Origin of the sequence: Paraburkholderia sp. J7, assembly GCF_905220155.1 — a bacterium.
GTDB lineage: Bacteria > Pseudomonadota > Gammaproteobacteria > Burkholderiales > Burkholderiaceae > Paraburkholderia.
This window is the reverse complement of record NZ_CAJMYZ010000017.1, coordinates 203,807-216,673: the sequence shown is the minus strand read 5'-3', so window position 1 is coordinate 216,673 and position 12,867 is coordinate 203,807. Positions and strand designations below refer to the sequence as shown.

The 12,867-nt window shown below is 60.1% G+C and carries 11 protein-coding genes and 1 pseudogene; 7 read left to right on the top strand and 5 right to left on the bottom strand.

All coding sequences use genetic code 11. The features are described from left to right. Positions 1–171: 171 nt before the first annotated feature. From U5A58_RS26590 to U5A58_RS26580, 3 genes are all read right to left on the bottom strand, one after another. Positions 172–606: a hypothetical protein gene (locus U5A58_RS26590; protein WP_321915612.1), complete on the bottom strand. Its 435-nt coding sequence runs from the start codon at positions 604–606 to the stop codon at positions 172–174. Between the two features lie 366 nt (positions 607–972). Further along, a complete protein-coding gene (locus U5A58_RS26585; RefSeq protein WP_321915613.1) occupies positions 973–1,194 on the bottom strand; it encodes a hypothetical protein in 222 nt (73 codons plus the stop codon). 129 nt (positions 1,195–1,323) lie between these two features. Then, positions 1,324–3,537 carry an FUSC family protein gene (locus tag U5A58_RS26580; RefSeq protein ID WP_321915614.1) on the bottom strand — a complete coding sequence of 738 codons (2,214 nt, stop codon included), beginning with the start codon at positions 3,535–3,537 and terminating at the stop codon, positions 1,324–1,326. Positions 3,538–3,745: 208 nt separating this feature from the next. On the opposite strand from U5A58_RS26580, the gene U5A58_RS26575 reads away from it, so the two are divergent. The 4 genes from U5A58_RS26575 to U5A58_RS26560 all read left to right on the top strand — a co-directional run bounded on the left by U5A58_RS26575 (position 3,746) and on the right by U5A58_RS26560 (position 7,461). Further along, positions 3,746–4,717, top strand: a complete 972-nt coding sequence (locus tag U5A58_RS26575; protein ID WP_321915615.1) for a LysR family transcriptional regulator — start codon at positions 3,746–3,748, stop codon at positions 4,715–4,717. A gap of 379 nt (positions 4,718–5,096) precedes the next feature. Then, positions 5,097–5,408 (top strand): DUF4148 domain-containing protein, encoded by a 312-nt coding sequence (locus U5A58_RS26570; protein WP_321915616.1) that lies wholly within the window; start codon positions 5,097–5,099, stop codon positions 5,406–5,408. 344 nt (positions 5,409–5,752) lie between these two features. After that, positions 5,753–6,103, top strand: coding sequence for a hypothetical protein (locus tag U5A58_RS26565; RefSeq protein ID WP_321915617.1), 351 nt, complete (start codon positions 5,753–5,755; stop codon positions 6,101–6,103). 182 nt (positions 6,104–6,285) lie between these two features. Continuing rightward, positions 6,286–7,461 (top strand): porin, encoded by a 1,176-nt coding sequence (locus U5A58_RS26560; protein WP_321915618.1) that lies wholly within the window; start codon positions 6,286–6,288, stop codon positions 7,459–7,461. A gap of 25 nt (positions 7,462–7,486) precedes the next feature. On the opposite strand, the gene U5A58_RS26555 is transcribed toward U5A58_RS26560, so the two are convergent. Beyond that, a complete protein-coding gene (locus U5A58_RS26555; RefSeq protein WP_321915619.1) occupies positions 7,487–8,500 on the bottom strand; it encodes a LysR family transcriptional regulator in 1,014 nt (337 codons plus the stop codon). A gap of 627 nt (positions 8,501–9,127) precedes the next feature. Between U5A58_RS26555 and U5A58_RS26550 the strand changes: the two are divergent. Then, a pseudogene (locus tag U5A58_RS26550) lies at positions 9,128–9,319 on the top strand (IS6 family transposase); the annotation flags it as partial. 141 nt (positions 9,320–9,460) lie between these two features. On the opposite strand, the gene U5A58_RS26545 reads toward U5A58_RS26550, so the two are convergent. Then, positions 9,461–11,608 (bottom strand): EAL domain-containing protein, encoded by a 2,148-nt coding sequence (locus U5A58_RS26545; protein WP_321963605.1) that lies wholly within the window; start codon positions 11,606–11,608, stop codon positions 9,461–9,463. Positions 11,609–12,264: 656 nt separating this feature from the next. Here U5A58_RS26545 and U5A58_RS26540 point away from each other — a divergent pair. Beyond that, entirely contained in the window at positions 12,265–12,411 is a 147-nt protein-coding gene (locus U5A58_RS26540) for a hypothetical protein (RefSeq protein ID WP_321963604.1), read from the top strand. 106 nt (positions 12,412–12,517) lie between these two features. Beyond that, positions 12,518–12,838 carry a flagellar transcriptional regulator FlhD gene (gene flhD, locus U5A58_RS26535; protein WP_321915622.1) on the top strand — a complete coding sequence of 107 codons (321 nt, stop codon included), beginning with the start codon at positions 12,518–12,520 and terminating at the stop codon, positions 12,836–12,838. Positions 12,839–12,867: the final 29 nt, after the last annotated feature.

Genomic DNA, 12,867 nt, shown 5'->3' with positions numbered 1-12,867 from the left:
TGACCCCCATCGCCGCGCGCGCCTTCGCTGGCGCGCGAGACCGTGACGACCGCCTCACCGCGACTCCTGTCGCAACAACGGCCAGGCGGACGATCGGCGTTCTGCGACAACGATCAAAACATCAGCGTGCCGAAATAATTTTTCGGCACGCTGATGCTCTCAATACGCAAGTTAGGCATTGCGGCCCATCGCATCACTCGATGACGCGGGGATGACAGTCTGCTCACCGCTTATCAAGTAGTCACGCAGGTACGCACATGCAGACTCGTACACATGTGCTGGAACCAACTGAAGCTGCCAATCGTGCACGGTCAGTACGATCTTTAGCGCGTCGATATCGGCTGCGGCAAGCTGCCATGAACCGTCCTCGCCGGCACGCAGGCTGCATCGATACAACGCGGATTCTGCGTTCTGGAACACGTCCGGCTCGCAGCCCTGCTCGATGGTGTCATGCAGAAGGTAGGTCAGATAGAGGGTGCGAAAGAGCAGCGTGACATGAAGGCTCGCGCCGTAGCGGCTGCGCAGCGCCTCGAGCGCCAGATGGTTTTGCAACGAGGTCGTGCGAACCATTGAGGCAGCCAGCGGCAAGAGCTTGTTGCGGGTCACGCGTTTGCAACCTGTTTTCCTGAATGTGGGGCGCCCCATGAATGAGTGTCCTGATGGCTCACTGAACGGGCGGAGCAAATTGCTCGCGGCGTAGGGTGCGATCTCTCAAAACACCGGATCAAGCCGGCAACGCCGAAAGGGAATAAGTGCCTGCCACGCTCCTCCATGTGAGCCGCAGGCTCTGCGGGTTGGGTAGGCAACACGGGCACTCACGCAGTAATCCCAGCGCGTTGGGGGTCAACGAATCCTGGTTCCGCCCCACGGTACGCCATCCCGCTTCCAGCAAAACTTTTCGCACTTGCCTCGCAAGGCTGCCGACGCCGTGGCCAGGGAGAAGCGTCTTCTCTGCGCGCGCTGCGCTCGATCTCAGCTACCGAAATAGATATTGCAGAAGCTGACTGGTCCGACGCATTCGTCCTTCTTTGCAGGTTTTGCGCTCTCGCTACCGGCAGGGGTTTGCGCTGCCTGTGGTGCGGCGGATTGCGCGACATGTTCGGGGACACCCGCTGCCGGTGCCTCGCTCTGCGCATAAGCACCGGCGACGGCAAACAGCGAACAGGCAGCAACAGCGATCTTCACGGACTTCATCTTTATCTCCAGTGCTATCACGTACTGTGTAAGCAGTGATGCGACTATATGATCTGGAGTCGAAATGATTAAGGACGCGGCGTGGATCGCATCTTTGCAGACCACAGCAAGATCGACGGGCCCTCGTCTTCAAGCGGTCCGCCCGCGCCGCGTTCGGTGAAACGCGGCCTGGCGCGCAATCGCGCCGAGCGGAGTGTCATGGTCGATGAGCGCGCTGCGGATGAAATGCAGATGGCTAAGGAGCCGCTGCACGTCGTGGCGGCGCTCGCGGTCGTGGCGAACGCCGGGAAGCGCCTGCTGAGCGATCCAAGTGACCGCGCGCACCGCAATCAGCGCGCGTTCGAGTTGCTCGGCGCCGGGATGTTCGAAAAGCTGCGCGATATCGCATTTGACCTGCTCGAGGCACGTGCCCCATCGGCTGTCCGTTGCATCCATCCACGCGGCGGTTTGCGCCTCGTGGCGTAGGTCGATGACGGCGTGGCCCACTTCCAGCGTGATCAGCATCCAACGCAGTGCGCGCCGATGCGCCTGCGCGCGCCCGTTGAGGAGAAGCCGCAACTGGTGCATCAGATCGTGCGTGCCCGACTGAAACGCCTGATTGAGGCCATCCAGTTCGCCGTGGCACGCAAGCATGACCTGAGCGCGCAACGCCGCGCGCATGCGCTCGACAAGCCAGGTCATGTGAGGCGGAAACACCACCGCGAATGCGAGCGCGGCCACGACCATCGCCGCGACGACCGCGATGCCGTTGTTGATCAGCAGATCCGGCGTATAGACAATGACGTTGTCGGGGCCTGCGAGCAAGCACAGGAACACGGAGAAGCCCACACCGAAGCCTCCGATGCGCGCGCGCGTCGCGAGGAATGCACCCAGAGCGAATAACGGTGCGAGCACGGCGCAAAGCAGCGGAAAAACGTCGACGTTCGGATACACGTAGCACATGAGCAGATAGCCCAACACGGCTGCGCAACCCGCGCCTGCGGCCATCTGGAAGGCCATGCGCGTGGCGCGCGGCGCGGACGAAGTCAGTGCGCATGTCAGAGCGGCCGCGATCATCGCAAGGCCACCGCTGGGCCAATCCGTCTCCACCCAGAACCAGCCGAGCGTGGCGACCACCACGGCCGTGCGCATGAAGGTGAACGCCACCACGTGCCAGCTCGTGCGCGGCACATATCGGGTGATGCGGCGCTCGGTGGGCAGGCCCGCGTGCTTGAGCGACGCCCAGGTGCGGCTGTAACGGACGATCTCGGCCGCGAAGCGATAGATCAGCTCGGCCGACGTATCGAATTCCTGCAACACGTCGGGCAAGGCAGCTTCTAGCGGCCGGCGCGTCTCGCGCACGTGGCACGGCAGCGTCCGCATGAACGTCTCCAGCCCTTGCGCGATGCGCAGCGCGTACGCGTGATCATCTTCGCCCTGGCGCGGTCGCTGCGCGAGCAGCGCGGCAAGCTCGCTGAAATACGGCGCGAGCGGCGCGATGGCTTCCTCGCTCCAGCGCAGGCGCTTTTTCAGTTGTCGCAGCGCGTGCAAACGCGCGCACACGTCCATGAACTCCCCGTTCAACCGCGCCAGCAACTGGCTGCGCGCGCGCATGATCGGGTCTTCGAAAAACGAGAATGCACGCGTGGCCTCGAAACCCACGATCTCATCGACGAGTTTCGCGAATCGCCCTTCGAACGCGCCTCTTTCGAGCCCGCTCGACAAAACGAGCGCCGCGAACGAGGTGAAGTCCAGATACCGTGTGCGCAGTGTGCTCTCCAGCAGCGAGACCGTTTGCCGGGGCAAGATGACGGCGCTAACCACGCCAGAGCACAGAATCCCCACGGCCACTTCGGCCCCGCGCCCGAGTGCGGCGAGAAAGAGACCGTTGGGCTGCATCACGAGCGGAATGCCGATCAACGCGGCAGTATAGCCCGCCAGCACGAACGCATACCAGCGAAAATGCCGATTGCGCATGGCCGCCGCCGTGCAGGCGGCGACCCATGCCGTGATACCCATGATGTATAGCTCGGGCTGCTGAATAAACACCGCGCCCAGCACCACCGCCGCAATCATACCCACAGCGGTGCCCACGATGCGATATACGCTCTTTGCGAAGACCATGCCGGACAACGGCTGCATCAGCACGAATACCGTCGTCATCGCGATACGCGGCTGCGGCATGTCGAACAGCATCGCAATGCCCGTTGCGAGCAAAGCGGCCGTGACCGTCTTGAGCAGGTGAAGCCAGATCGCGCCATGACTGGCCTGCCAATCGCGCAGGCCGAGCCGCAATGCGCGTGAGATAACTCGGGCGCGATGACGCAGATTTATCGCTCGATTTACTGCTCGCACGCGATTCATGGAGAAAGCACGACACCCGATATGTTACGAAGAGAGCCGCTGCGCACGGCGGGTTCGGGCGCCGATTGTATGAGGCTCAATCGGCCGAATTAATGGAAGACAAAAAGAACCTCCGTTCCAGATCGCTCAACAATGGCGAATCGCAACCAGCGACAATATCGCTTTTACAGCGAACAAAAAATATTCACAAGGAAGTCTGGCAGGTCTGATGGATACTCTACAAAACATGCGAGTACTGGTCCGCGTCGTCGAAGCCGGCAGTTTCACGGCTGCGGCCCAGTCGCTCAATTCACCCACGAGTGCGGTGTCACGCGCGGTCTCGGAACTGGAAGCCCGTATTCGCACCCGTCTGCTCAACCGCTCGACGCGCCGGCTCGCGCTCACGCCGGCCGGCGAGGTTTATCTAAGACGCTGCAAGCAGATACTTGCCGACGTCGCACGCGCGGAAGAAGAAGCCGGCGGCGCACACGAACGCCCCGCGGGCGCGCTGCGCATGCACAGCTTTGCGAGCATCGGCCAGCAGTACATCCTGCCCGCCATCTCGCGCTATCGCATGATGCACCCCGAAGTAACAGTCGAACTCACCCTTTCGCAGTCGCTGCCGGATCTGTTCGAGGGCAGCAGCGACGTATCGGTCATCACCGCAGCGTCGCTGCCGAATTCCGATCTCATCTCCCATCAACTGGGCAGCTCGTGCAGCATCCTTTGCACGTCGCCGGAATATGTACGAAAGCACGGCACGCCTCGCACACCGGCGGATCTCGCGCGTCACGATTGCCTGATACTCAGGACGCCAGGCACGCCCGCCCACGAATGGACGCTTGAAGGCCTCGAAGGCAGCGCCAAAATGCATGTGAGCGGTCCGGTTCAGGTCAACATTGCCGAGTCTCTCGCGGTGGCGATACGCGAGGGCCTGGGCATCGGTATGCTGCCAGTCTATACGGCGATAGAAGGCCTGCGCGACGGCACGCTCGTGCGCGTGCTGCCGCGGCACGTACTCCAGAAGAACAGCATTCATGCGCTCTATCCGTCGCGCAAGTTCGTGGATGCAAAAACGAGGACGTGGGTGGAATTCCTGCGCGTGCATCTTTCACAAGTCATCGCCCGGGACATGGCGTTGCTCGAACAACTCACGCAGCAACAACTCGCCGGTGCCGCCTCTGCGATAGCAGCGATCTAGCCGCTTCCCTTTCGATTCGTAATGCGATCCAGTCAGCGCGGAAACTTCCAGCGGCAAATCGAAGCCCAGTTGTCTGGGCCAACGACGCGCGGGGTTCACTCCCCAACGCGGGTGCCACAGCACGGTGATCGACGCTCACGAAAGTCGCGCCGGCGGCATGACGTCGACTATCTCTGGCGAACCGTTCCGTGGTGATCGGCGTGGCCTTGCGATGTTTTCGCACGAGCACGCGGAAGATGGGCCCTGCCGATCCTTCCGTCTGCCGGAAAAGTGCCTTTGGTAATCAGGGGTTAACCGCAAGTCATACGACTTCTACACTTCTTGTCATGGGTTGCAGCAAATGCCGCACCCAATACCTACCAAACTGGAGGTCGTCATCATGAAGTCGCTTGTTCGGGCTATTTTCGTTGCCGCTGCCCTTATCGTCCCGGTTGCTTCGTTCGCCCAGTCGAACGCGCCGCTGACCCGCGCACAAGTGCGCGCAGAACTCATCCAGCTCGAAAACGCAGGCTATCGCCCCGGCGACGGTGACAACGCGCACTATCCGGAGGCCATCGAGGCTGCCGAAGCCAAGGTCGCTGCGCGGAACAGCGCGGTGGGCGGTGCTCCCGCGGGTTCGTCGGCATCGGGTCCACCCGCCGTCGTGCGCCCGTCGGATGACGGCATGAAGCCGGTCTACTTCGGCCAGTAATCCCCTGCGGCCTGCGAGTCGCAGGCAAGCCGGGTTGAGCGCGCGTGAAGCGCCGGTTCCTGGCGGACCCTCCGGTTGGAGCGCGCGCCCCGCGCTCCAACCTTGCCCAGACCGCCACGGTCTGGGTCTTTTTCGCAGCCGTGCCGTTTGTCCCCCACGGCGTGACCCGATCGAGGCGAACGGGCCTTAGCGGGCGGCGCTTGTCACGCACTTCCATGCAGTTTCCGGTTGCCTCCTAGTGTAAGCGCGAGGCTTCTCCCACCTCTCCCTTGTCCTGACCCAAACACCCTGTTGCGTGCTCGTCCCCCGGCCTCCGACCAAGCTCGGCTGAGCGGTGCGTCTTGTTGACTGATAGCCCAGATAAAGCCGATGAGCTCGCGCGCAATGGCAGTACAGACCTGGTTCTCCAGATTTCCACGAGCTATCAAGTTTCGAAAGCACTGACACAGACGCTTTTTCGCGCACTTGACGATCTCCCGGACTTCAAGGGCTGTACGCTCTGCGCACCGCTGCTGCATCGCTGTCTTTCGTCCAGCATAACGATAGGTCCACGCTGCTTCGATGAATACCCGCCGGACATAGCTGTTGCCGGTCTTCTTGACGCCGCTCCGGTAACCGTCAAGCAAGATATGGCGATTTCCAAATCGCAAATCGATCGATACCCCTCGCACGGCTTTCAGCCGCCTGTCAGCTGAATCGTTGAGCTATCTGGAACACTCTCTTGCAGAAGCCGTGATTTCTTCGTCGCCGTTCTCAATCAAATATACCGATGCTAAAACGCATAGCATTACAAAATTTATACTCACATAATCAGAAGTTCCGTCAACACGATGGACTCGAAGACTTATTACGCATTACTTATAAAAAGGAAAAACATATGCCTAGTCAGAAAATAAAACTCGAAATTGGCATGGTGAATGTCGCGATCGCACTCGCCAGTTCCACCAGCGACGCTCAGTCCCTACGCCTGTCCGGGTCTATCGACGCCGGCATCGCGTATGTGAGCGACGCGGGCAACACGAACGGGCATCAAAGCGCCTGGCAGGCGAAGAACGGCGACATCAACATCAGCCGTTGGGCCTTGTCTGGCACCGAGCCGCTCAGCAGCGATCTTAGTGCGATCTTCACGCTCACCAACGGATTCTCCGTGATGAATGGCAACGCAGCGCAACAAGGGCGCCTGTTCGGCTTCCAGGCATGGATGGGGCTCTCGTCGCAGCGCGCGGGCACGCTCACGATGGGGCGTCAGTTCGACGAAGTCGTTCAGTTCGTCGAACCGTTCGCGCTCGGCGGAACGTCTTATGGCGGCGCGGGCTTCGCGCACGTCTACGACAACGACAATCTCGACAACTACACGCGCATCAACAATTCGGTCAAATACGTCACGCCCGTGCTGGGAAACCTGAAACTGGGGGCCCTGTATGGATTCTCGAATGCAGCGGGCGGCTTCGCGAACAACCGCGCATACAGCTTCGGCTTCTCGTACCAGTACGGCAACCTCGACTCTGGCGCAGGCTACCTCCAGCTCGACCGCGCCTCGAACCTGTCCACGGCCAACACGGATGGCGCCGTCCCCACCGGCGCGCCCTTCAATGCCGAGCGGCAGCGCACGTGGGCGGCAGGTGGCCTGTACCATTTCGGTCCAGGCGCGGCGGGTCTGATCGTCAGCGAAACGCGTCTCGACAACGCCACCTCGATCAACAACGTAGCCGACACCGCGATCAGCCTGCCGGGCGACGACGTACGCTTCGACAACGTTGAAGTCAACCTCCGTTACTACGTAACGACGAACTGGAACCTATCGGCGGGCTACACGTTCACGCTCGGCCGCTTCGCGATGCCTACCGGCGTGCGTTATCCGAAGTGGCACCAGGCGGGCATCGTGTCCACGTATTTTCTCACGCCGCGCACCGACGTCTATGCCGAGACGATCTATCAGCGCGCGAACCAGCTAGGAGGCACCGGCATTCAAGGCGCGCAGATCTCGAACTTCTCCCGTGCGTCAGGCGCGAACCAGCTCGTCGCGGCAGTGGGCCTGAGGCATCGCTTCTAGCATCGCGGATCACCCGCACGATCATTCAACGCGCGTCTCTCGTCGCGACATATGGCGCGTCACGCATCGCGATTGCCGCCATGTTCACTGGCGTATCCACGAGTTGCCCCCGCGCCAGTTCTTCCAGCAGCGCCATGTCGCGATCGATTACCTGCGGCAGATAGGCGCGCAGGAACTCCACCCATGTCTTCGTCTTCGCATCGACGAACTTGCGCGATGGATACAGCGCATACACGTCGACCTTTTGCAGGATGAATTGCGGCAGCACGCGCACCAACGTGCCGTTGCGCAAGCCCTCGATCGCCGCATAAACGGGTAGCATGCCGATACCTATGTGCTCGCGAATCGCCACCGCGAGCGACTCCGCGATATTCACCTGCACCGGTCCGTCCACGTGCATTTCGACGCTGCCCTCCGGTCCTTCGAGCGTCCATTCATGCACGGGCGACGTCGGCGTCTTGAGGATCAGGCAGTCGTGATGCACGAGGTCGGCGGGACTCCGCGGCGTGCCGTGTGTCCGCACGTAATCTGGCGAGGCACACAGGATGCTGCACGACACGCCCAGTCGATGCGAAACGAGATCGGAGTCCGGCAGGGAAACGGCGGTCACCAGCGATACATCGCTGCTGCCCTCGAACAGGTCGACCATGCGCTGCGACAGGGTGAGTTCGACTGTCACCTCGGGATGCAATGCCCGATACTGCGAAATCGCCGGTAGCACATACTGTTGCCCGATGCTCGCGAAACTGTGCATACGCAACGTACCCGCAGGACGCGCATGAGCGCCGCTGGCTTCTTCTTCCGCACTGGCGACGTCGGCGAGAATCTGCTTGCAGCGTTTCAGGTAGACTTCGCCGGCGGGCGTGAGCGCGTGGCGGCGAGTCGAGCGGTTGAGCAGGCGGGTGCGCAGATGCGCCTCCAGTTCCGAGAGAGCGCGCGACATGGCGCCGGTGGTTGAATCGAGCGAGTGGGCCGCGGCGGTGAAACTGCCGGCCTCGACGATGCGGACGAAGGCCCGCATGTTTTGTAGCGTATCCATCGGGCAAGATCAGGCAAGATGAGACGGGACAAGCTGGTTTGGGATCCGGTTGCGGAGCTAGGTGCGCGGTCTAATCGTGGCCGTTGCCCAGCCATTCTGGAAAGATGGGGGTCGATGAACATCGCCTCGCCTGCGTTGATTTGATTGCGCAGGATTCGGTCCGACTGGAACGGCATGCGATGCTCGATGACGCCCCCTTCGGCAAGCACCGCGTCTATTTCGTGGCCCACCGGCGTGCACGTTATTGGTGGCAATCCTTAAAGAGTACTTTGGGATGAGCTCGTCGAGCACGAGAGCGGACGCCTTGGAGGCACCGGGGGCATCATATTCTCTCATCTCGTCACGAATCAGCGATGTGGCCTGATCCGAGGTCGCAATCCTGTCGCGAAGCTGCGTCAGGCGAATCCGCTCCTCGAGCACCTCTTTCTCCTTTGATATGAAACTGTCTACCTGCCCTCCGTACGAGGAATGACGCCTCTCCAACTCCGGATGTCATCAAGTTTAAAGAAGATTGTTCGATGTATAACGCGATTTAATATCATTAAATCCATTCGTTTTTTTCATGCCATCCCTTTACGAGGCAGTGTCGCGGTAAGGCGCTGCGGCCGAATTCGCCTCTTCAACTCCATGAAGACCAGAATGCCGAAGTCGAAGACGCCGTTGCCGGCCGGGATCGGCAAGTTGTTCAAGCGCCTTCACTATCGGCCTAATGTGATTTTCTGTATGCCTGAAGTGATATGGCTTATGCGTTGAGTCTGCGCAATCTCGAAGAGATGATGGGCCGAGCGCAGCGTCAACGTTGCCCACTCGACGCACCGGTGTCCCCGCTTGAGTCGAACTCCACGCGCAGGTGGGAGCAGTCACCGTTCGCACCCTAACTGATACGCTACACTGCCTGCGTGGCACAGAACCGCCAGGAGGCTACCATCCCGACCGCCAGACGCATTACACAACGAGAAGCTAGCCCAACTCCGAGGCAATTCGATCACGAGCCGATCGGTAGTCTGGACCTTGCATACCGAACCTGAGCGCGATACGTGCCAGGTCGCGTTGCCATTGAGCATTAAAAGGTTGGTCGCCAGCCGATCCTGGGCTACCCGGCGGCTCCGCGGCTAGCAGGAAATGTGCGCGCTCACCGGTTGGCATGGACGTTCGCTCCCAGCTAGCTTCCACGCCCTTCAGCCACCGCAAACTCCACGGATCGTGCATCAGCAGTGCGAGCCTCTCCTCCCAGAGAATCAGTTTCGCATGCTGCACGTAAATGTTTGACATGCAGTCGGATCTCGAGGCGCCGTTCCAGGCGCGCATCCACGCAGTGAACTCCCCTGCGGGCATGGGGCGTGAAAGTGCATATCCCTGTACCGCATCGACACCGAGAATATGCAGCGCAGGCATAAGGTCAGCATCTTCAATACCTTCTGCGACAACCGACATTCCCAAAGAATGGCCAAGGCGGGTCAACTGATAGACGAAGCGCAGCGGATCCAGTGCAGCGCGGTTCACAACCCCAACGATCGCACGATCGATCTTGACGAGGTCAAACGGGAGCTCATTGAGCCTTGCGAGACTGCTGTGTCCCGAGCCGAGATCATCCTCCGCCAGCAGAATACCCATTGCCTTGAACTTGCCAAACTCGTCACGGGTTTCCAGGCCGGTTGGTACACGTTCCGTCTCCAGAACTTCAAGCGTCAGATACCGGGCGGCACACGAGAACTCATCCAGCGCCTCCCGTGTCGCCTGAAAATAACGGTTGTCCTGCAGGGCCTCCGTCGGGAGGTTGACAGACAATCCCATGTCAATACCCGCCTTTAACCAGAGATTTCGCTGGCCAAGTGCTTGCTTAAGTCCCCGCACATAGAGCATGAAATAGTCTTCGGCAGAGAGGACTCCCAAAAATTCGCCAGGCGTGATGAGTTGCTCTCCGTCGCGCAAACGTGCCAATACTTCGACCTTTTTAATCGATCCGCATGCCAGATCCATGATCGGCTGATAGTACATCTCAAGCGCGTCCGAACTTATCAGTTCGATCCATCTTTGCCGGATGCCAAACGGAACCGTGCGCGCGGCCCCCTCCGCCGCCTGAATGCGCGCAATTGCAAAGCCCAGTACGGTTTGAAGCAGATCAACGAAAAGACACTGACCGGCGCCGCTATATCCGCCGGGCGAGGAGCTATACAGGGACAGTATCGCCAGCGGGTGATGAGCCGGATCACGAATCGGTATGGCGACACTGGAACGAAACCCCTCGCGACGCGCTGCCTCGCGCCATATGACGGCACAAGGATCAGTCTGAAAATTCAGAACGCGCTCAGGCCTGCCGCTCCGCCATGCACGCCCTGCCGGACCTTGCCCCCTCTCTTCTTCGGAACGAATCGAGATCGGGTGACTTGATTGCTCAGCTGCTGTGAGATAGCGAACCATTCGCTTACCCGACACAGCCTCAAACCTGAGTATGCCCAGATGATCCGGACGGCCGATGGCACATCCCGATACCTCCTCTAGCGATCCTACAATCACGACGAGTTGCCGGATCAGTTCGGCATAGCACTGGGCCGCCCAGGCGAGTCGAGTCACCTGGAGTACGGCGCGTTGACGCGCGTCCTGCAAGTTCTCGTATGCTTCCAGTTGACACGCAAGATCCCGGTTAAGCCGGCGCAACAACACGGACAGCGCTTCACGACAGGAAGGTCCATCGATGCAATCGTGAAGCGCGCCAATGAGAACCCCGCGGCTGCGGACCAGATCCTGCCGGCTTAGTCCAACAATGGCGTGCGTGCGCCCTACCCTGATCGCCGAGTCGTAGTGCGCTTCGCTGGTCAACCCAGGGCTGGCGATCAGCTTAAGATTTGCGATCTGCCGAAGGTGCAACCGGTTGCGTTCACTTTCCGGCAGCGTGTCCAGCAGTTGCCTCGCAACGTCGAGGTGATTAAGTCGGCAGTAAAAAAGGTCGATAACGTCCGGAATACGTTGTTCGAGGATATCCTGCATGGCGCCAAGTACCCCGCGAGCGTCCTGGTCATAGAGCTGGGAAATTCCAGCATCAGCTGTTTGATCCGGCTCGCCCGGGATCGCGAGAGTTTTATCGTTTTCTGCACGTAGTTCGCTCATGTGCTGTCCGTTACGCCGCTTGTTTCATGTTCAAGTTCTCCTGCCGCGCGTCACGGTCCCGGACCTGGCATTTGCAACCAGTCTGGCGGAAAGCACCTGTGTCCGGCTTGATATCGATCAAGCACCGGTAAGTGTAACGTGCGCGTGTCGAAACCACGCACGTGCGCACATCGGGAATTTCAACGGTACTGCTTAGCTGAACATCAGACATGCTTCGCTCGCGGCCCTCACGGCAGCTTCCGCCAGAAGAGTGACGTGCTGCGCCGATGCCTCCATGATGCGAAAACCCGAAATGGCTGCTTGTAGGTGCCCCGCAAGCAGCAACGCATTCCCAGCGCCGTCGCCATTCGGTATCGCCAGGCGTCGGTTGCTGCCTGTCCGGTCACGATTCCTGTCCGTGACCCAGTGGCAGCGGTCCGGGAGAGCGGCTGAGCAGCCGTTACGACTGAGTGCACTGACGGAAAGGCCAGTCAAAGGGATACGTGTTGCTTTTCCACTAAGAGGCAAGCGATGTAGGAAATGAGTGACAAAGCGATGCCTAATACCTACGCAAAGATCCGCCGAAGCTGATTCTAATTGGCATCTAACTGACCAATACTTCCGCCACGACAGGAGAACAAGCGGTATCACCCTCCCGCTGCCGGACGGAGGCAAGCATGAGCATGAGCCCGATCGCGAAAACCCTTGTCGAATTGCTCTGCATCGCCAGAAACGACGCTGGCGCCCTGACCCAGCATCTCCTGTTTGAACTTGCCGGGAGTCTGATCACACCCGGCGTCGCCAGTGTTCACGGTAGTAGCTGACCGTCCCGACCTCGTGGCAAACGTTTGCGAGCGCACGGGAAATGCACCAACCACAAGTGAGCGTCGATTGGCGGCACTAAAGGCAACCGGCGATGGCGTACATATCATGAGCGACTACGGCACGCTGCGGGCAATCGGGGAAGTCAATCTTTCATACATCTTGCTTGCGCAGCGCATGCTTCGTGAGAACCGTCGCATCGGCATATTCCGGCGAGGTATATCGGAACAGGTGGCCGATCTGCTGACGGGGCTTACCGTCGAGCAAACGCTCAAGCTTGCAGCAAATGATCACCTTCTGTGTATATTTAATATTACTGATCATCAGATACTGGGCGCTTTGGCGGAACGCGACAAACGCATTGATATTGCTGAGGGGGACGCAGCCGCCACTAGTGCGACCGAACCCGTCGAACGGGTCGCCGAGTGAAACGGCCCGACTGACATTGCGCCATCTGT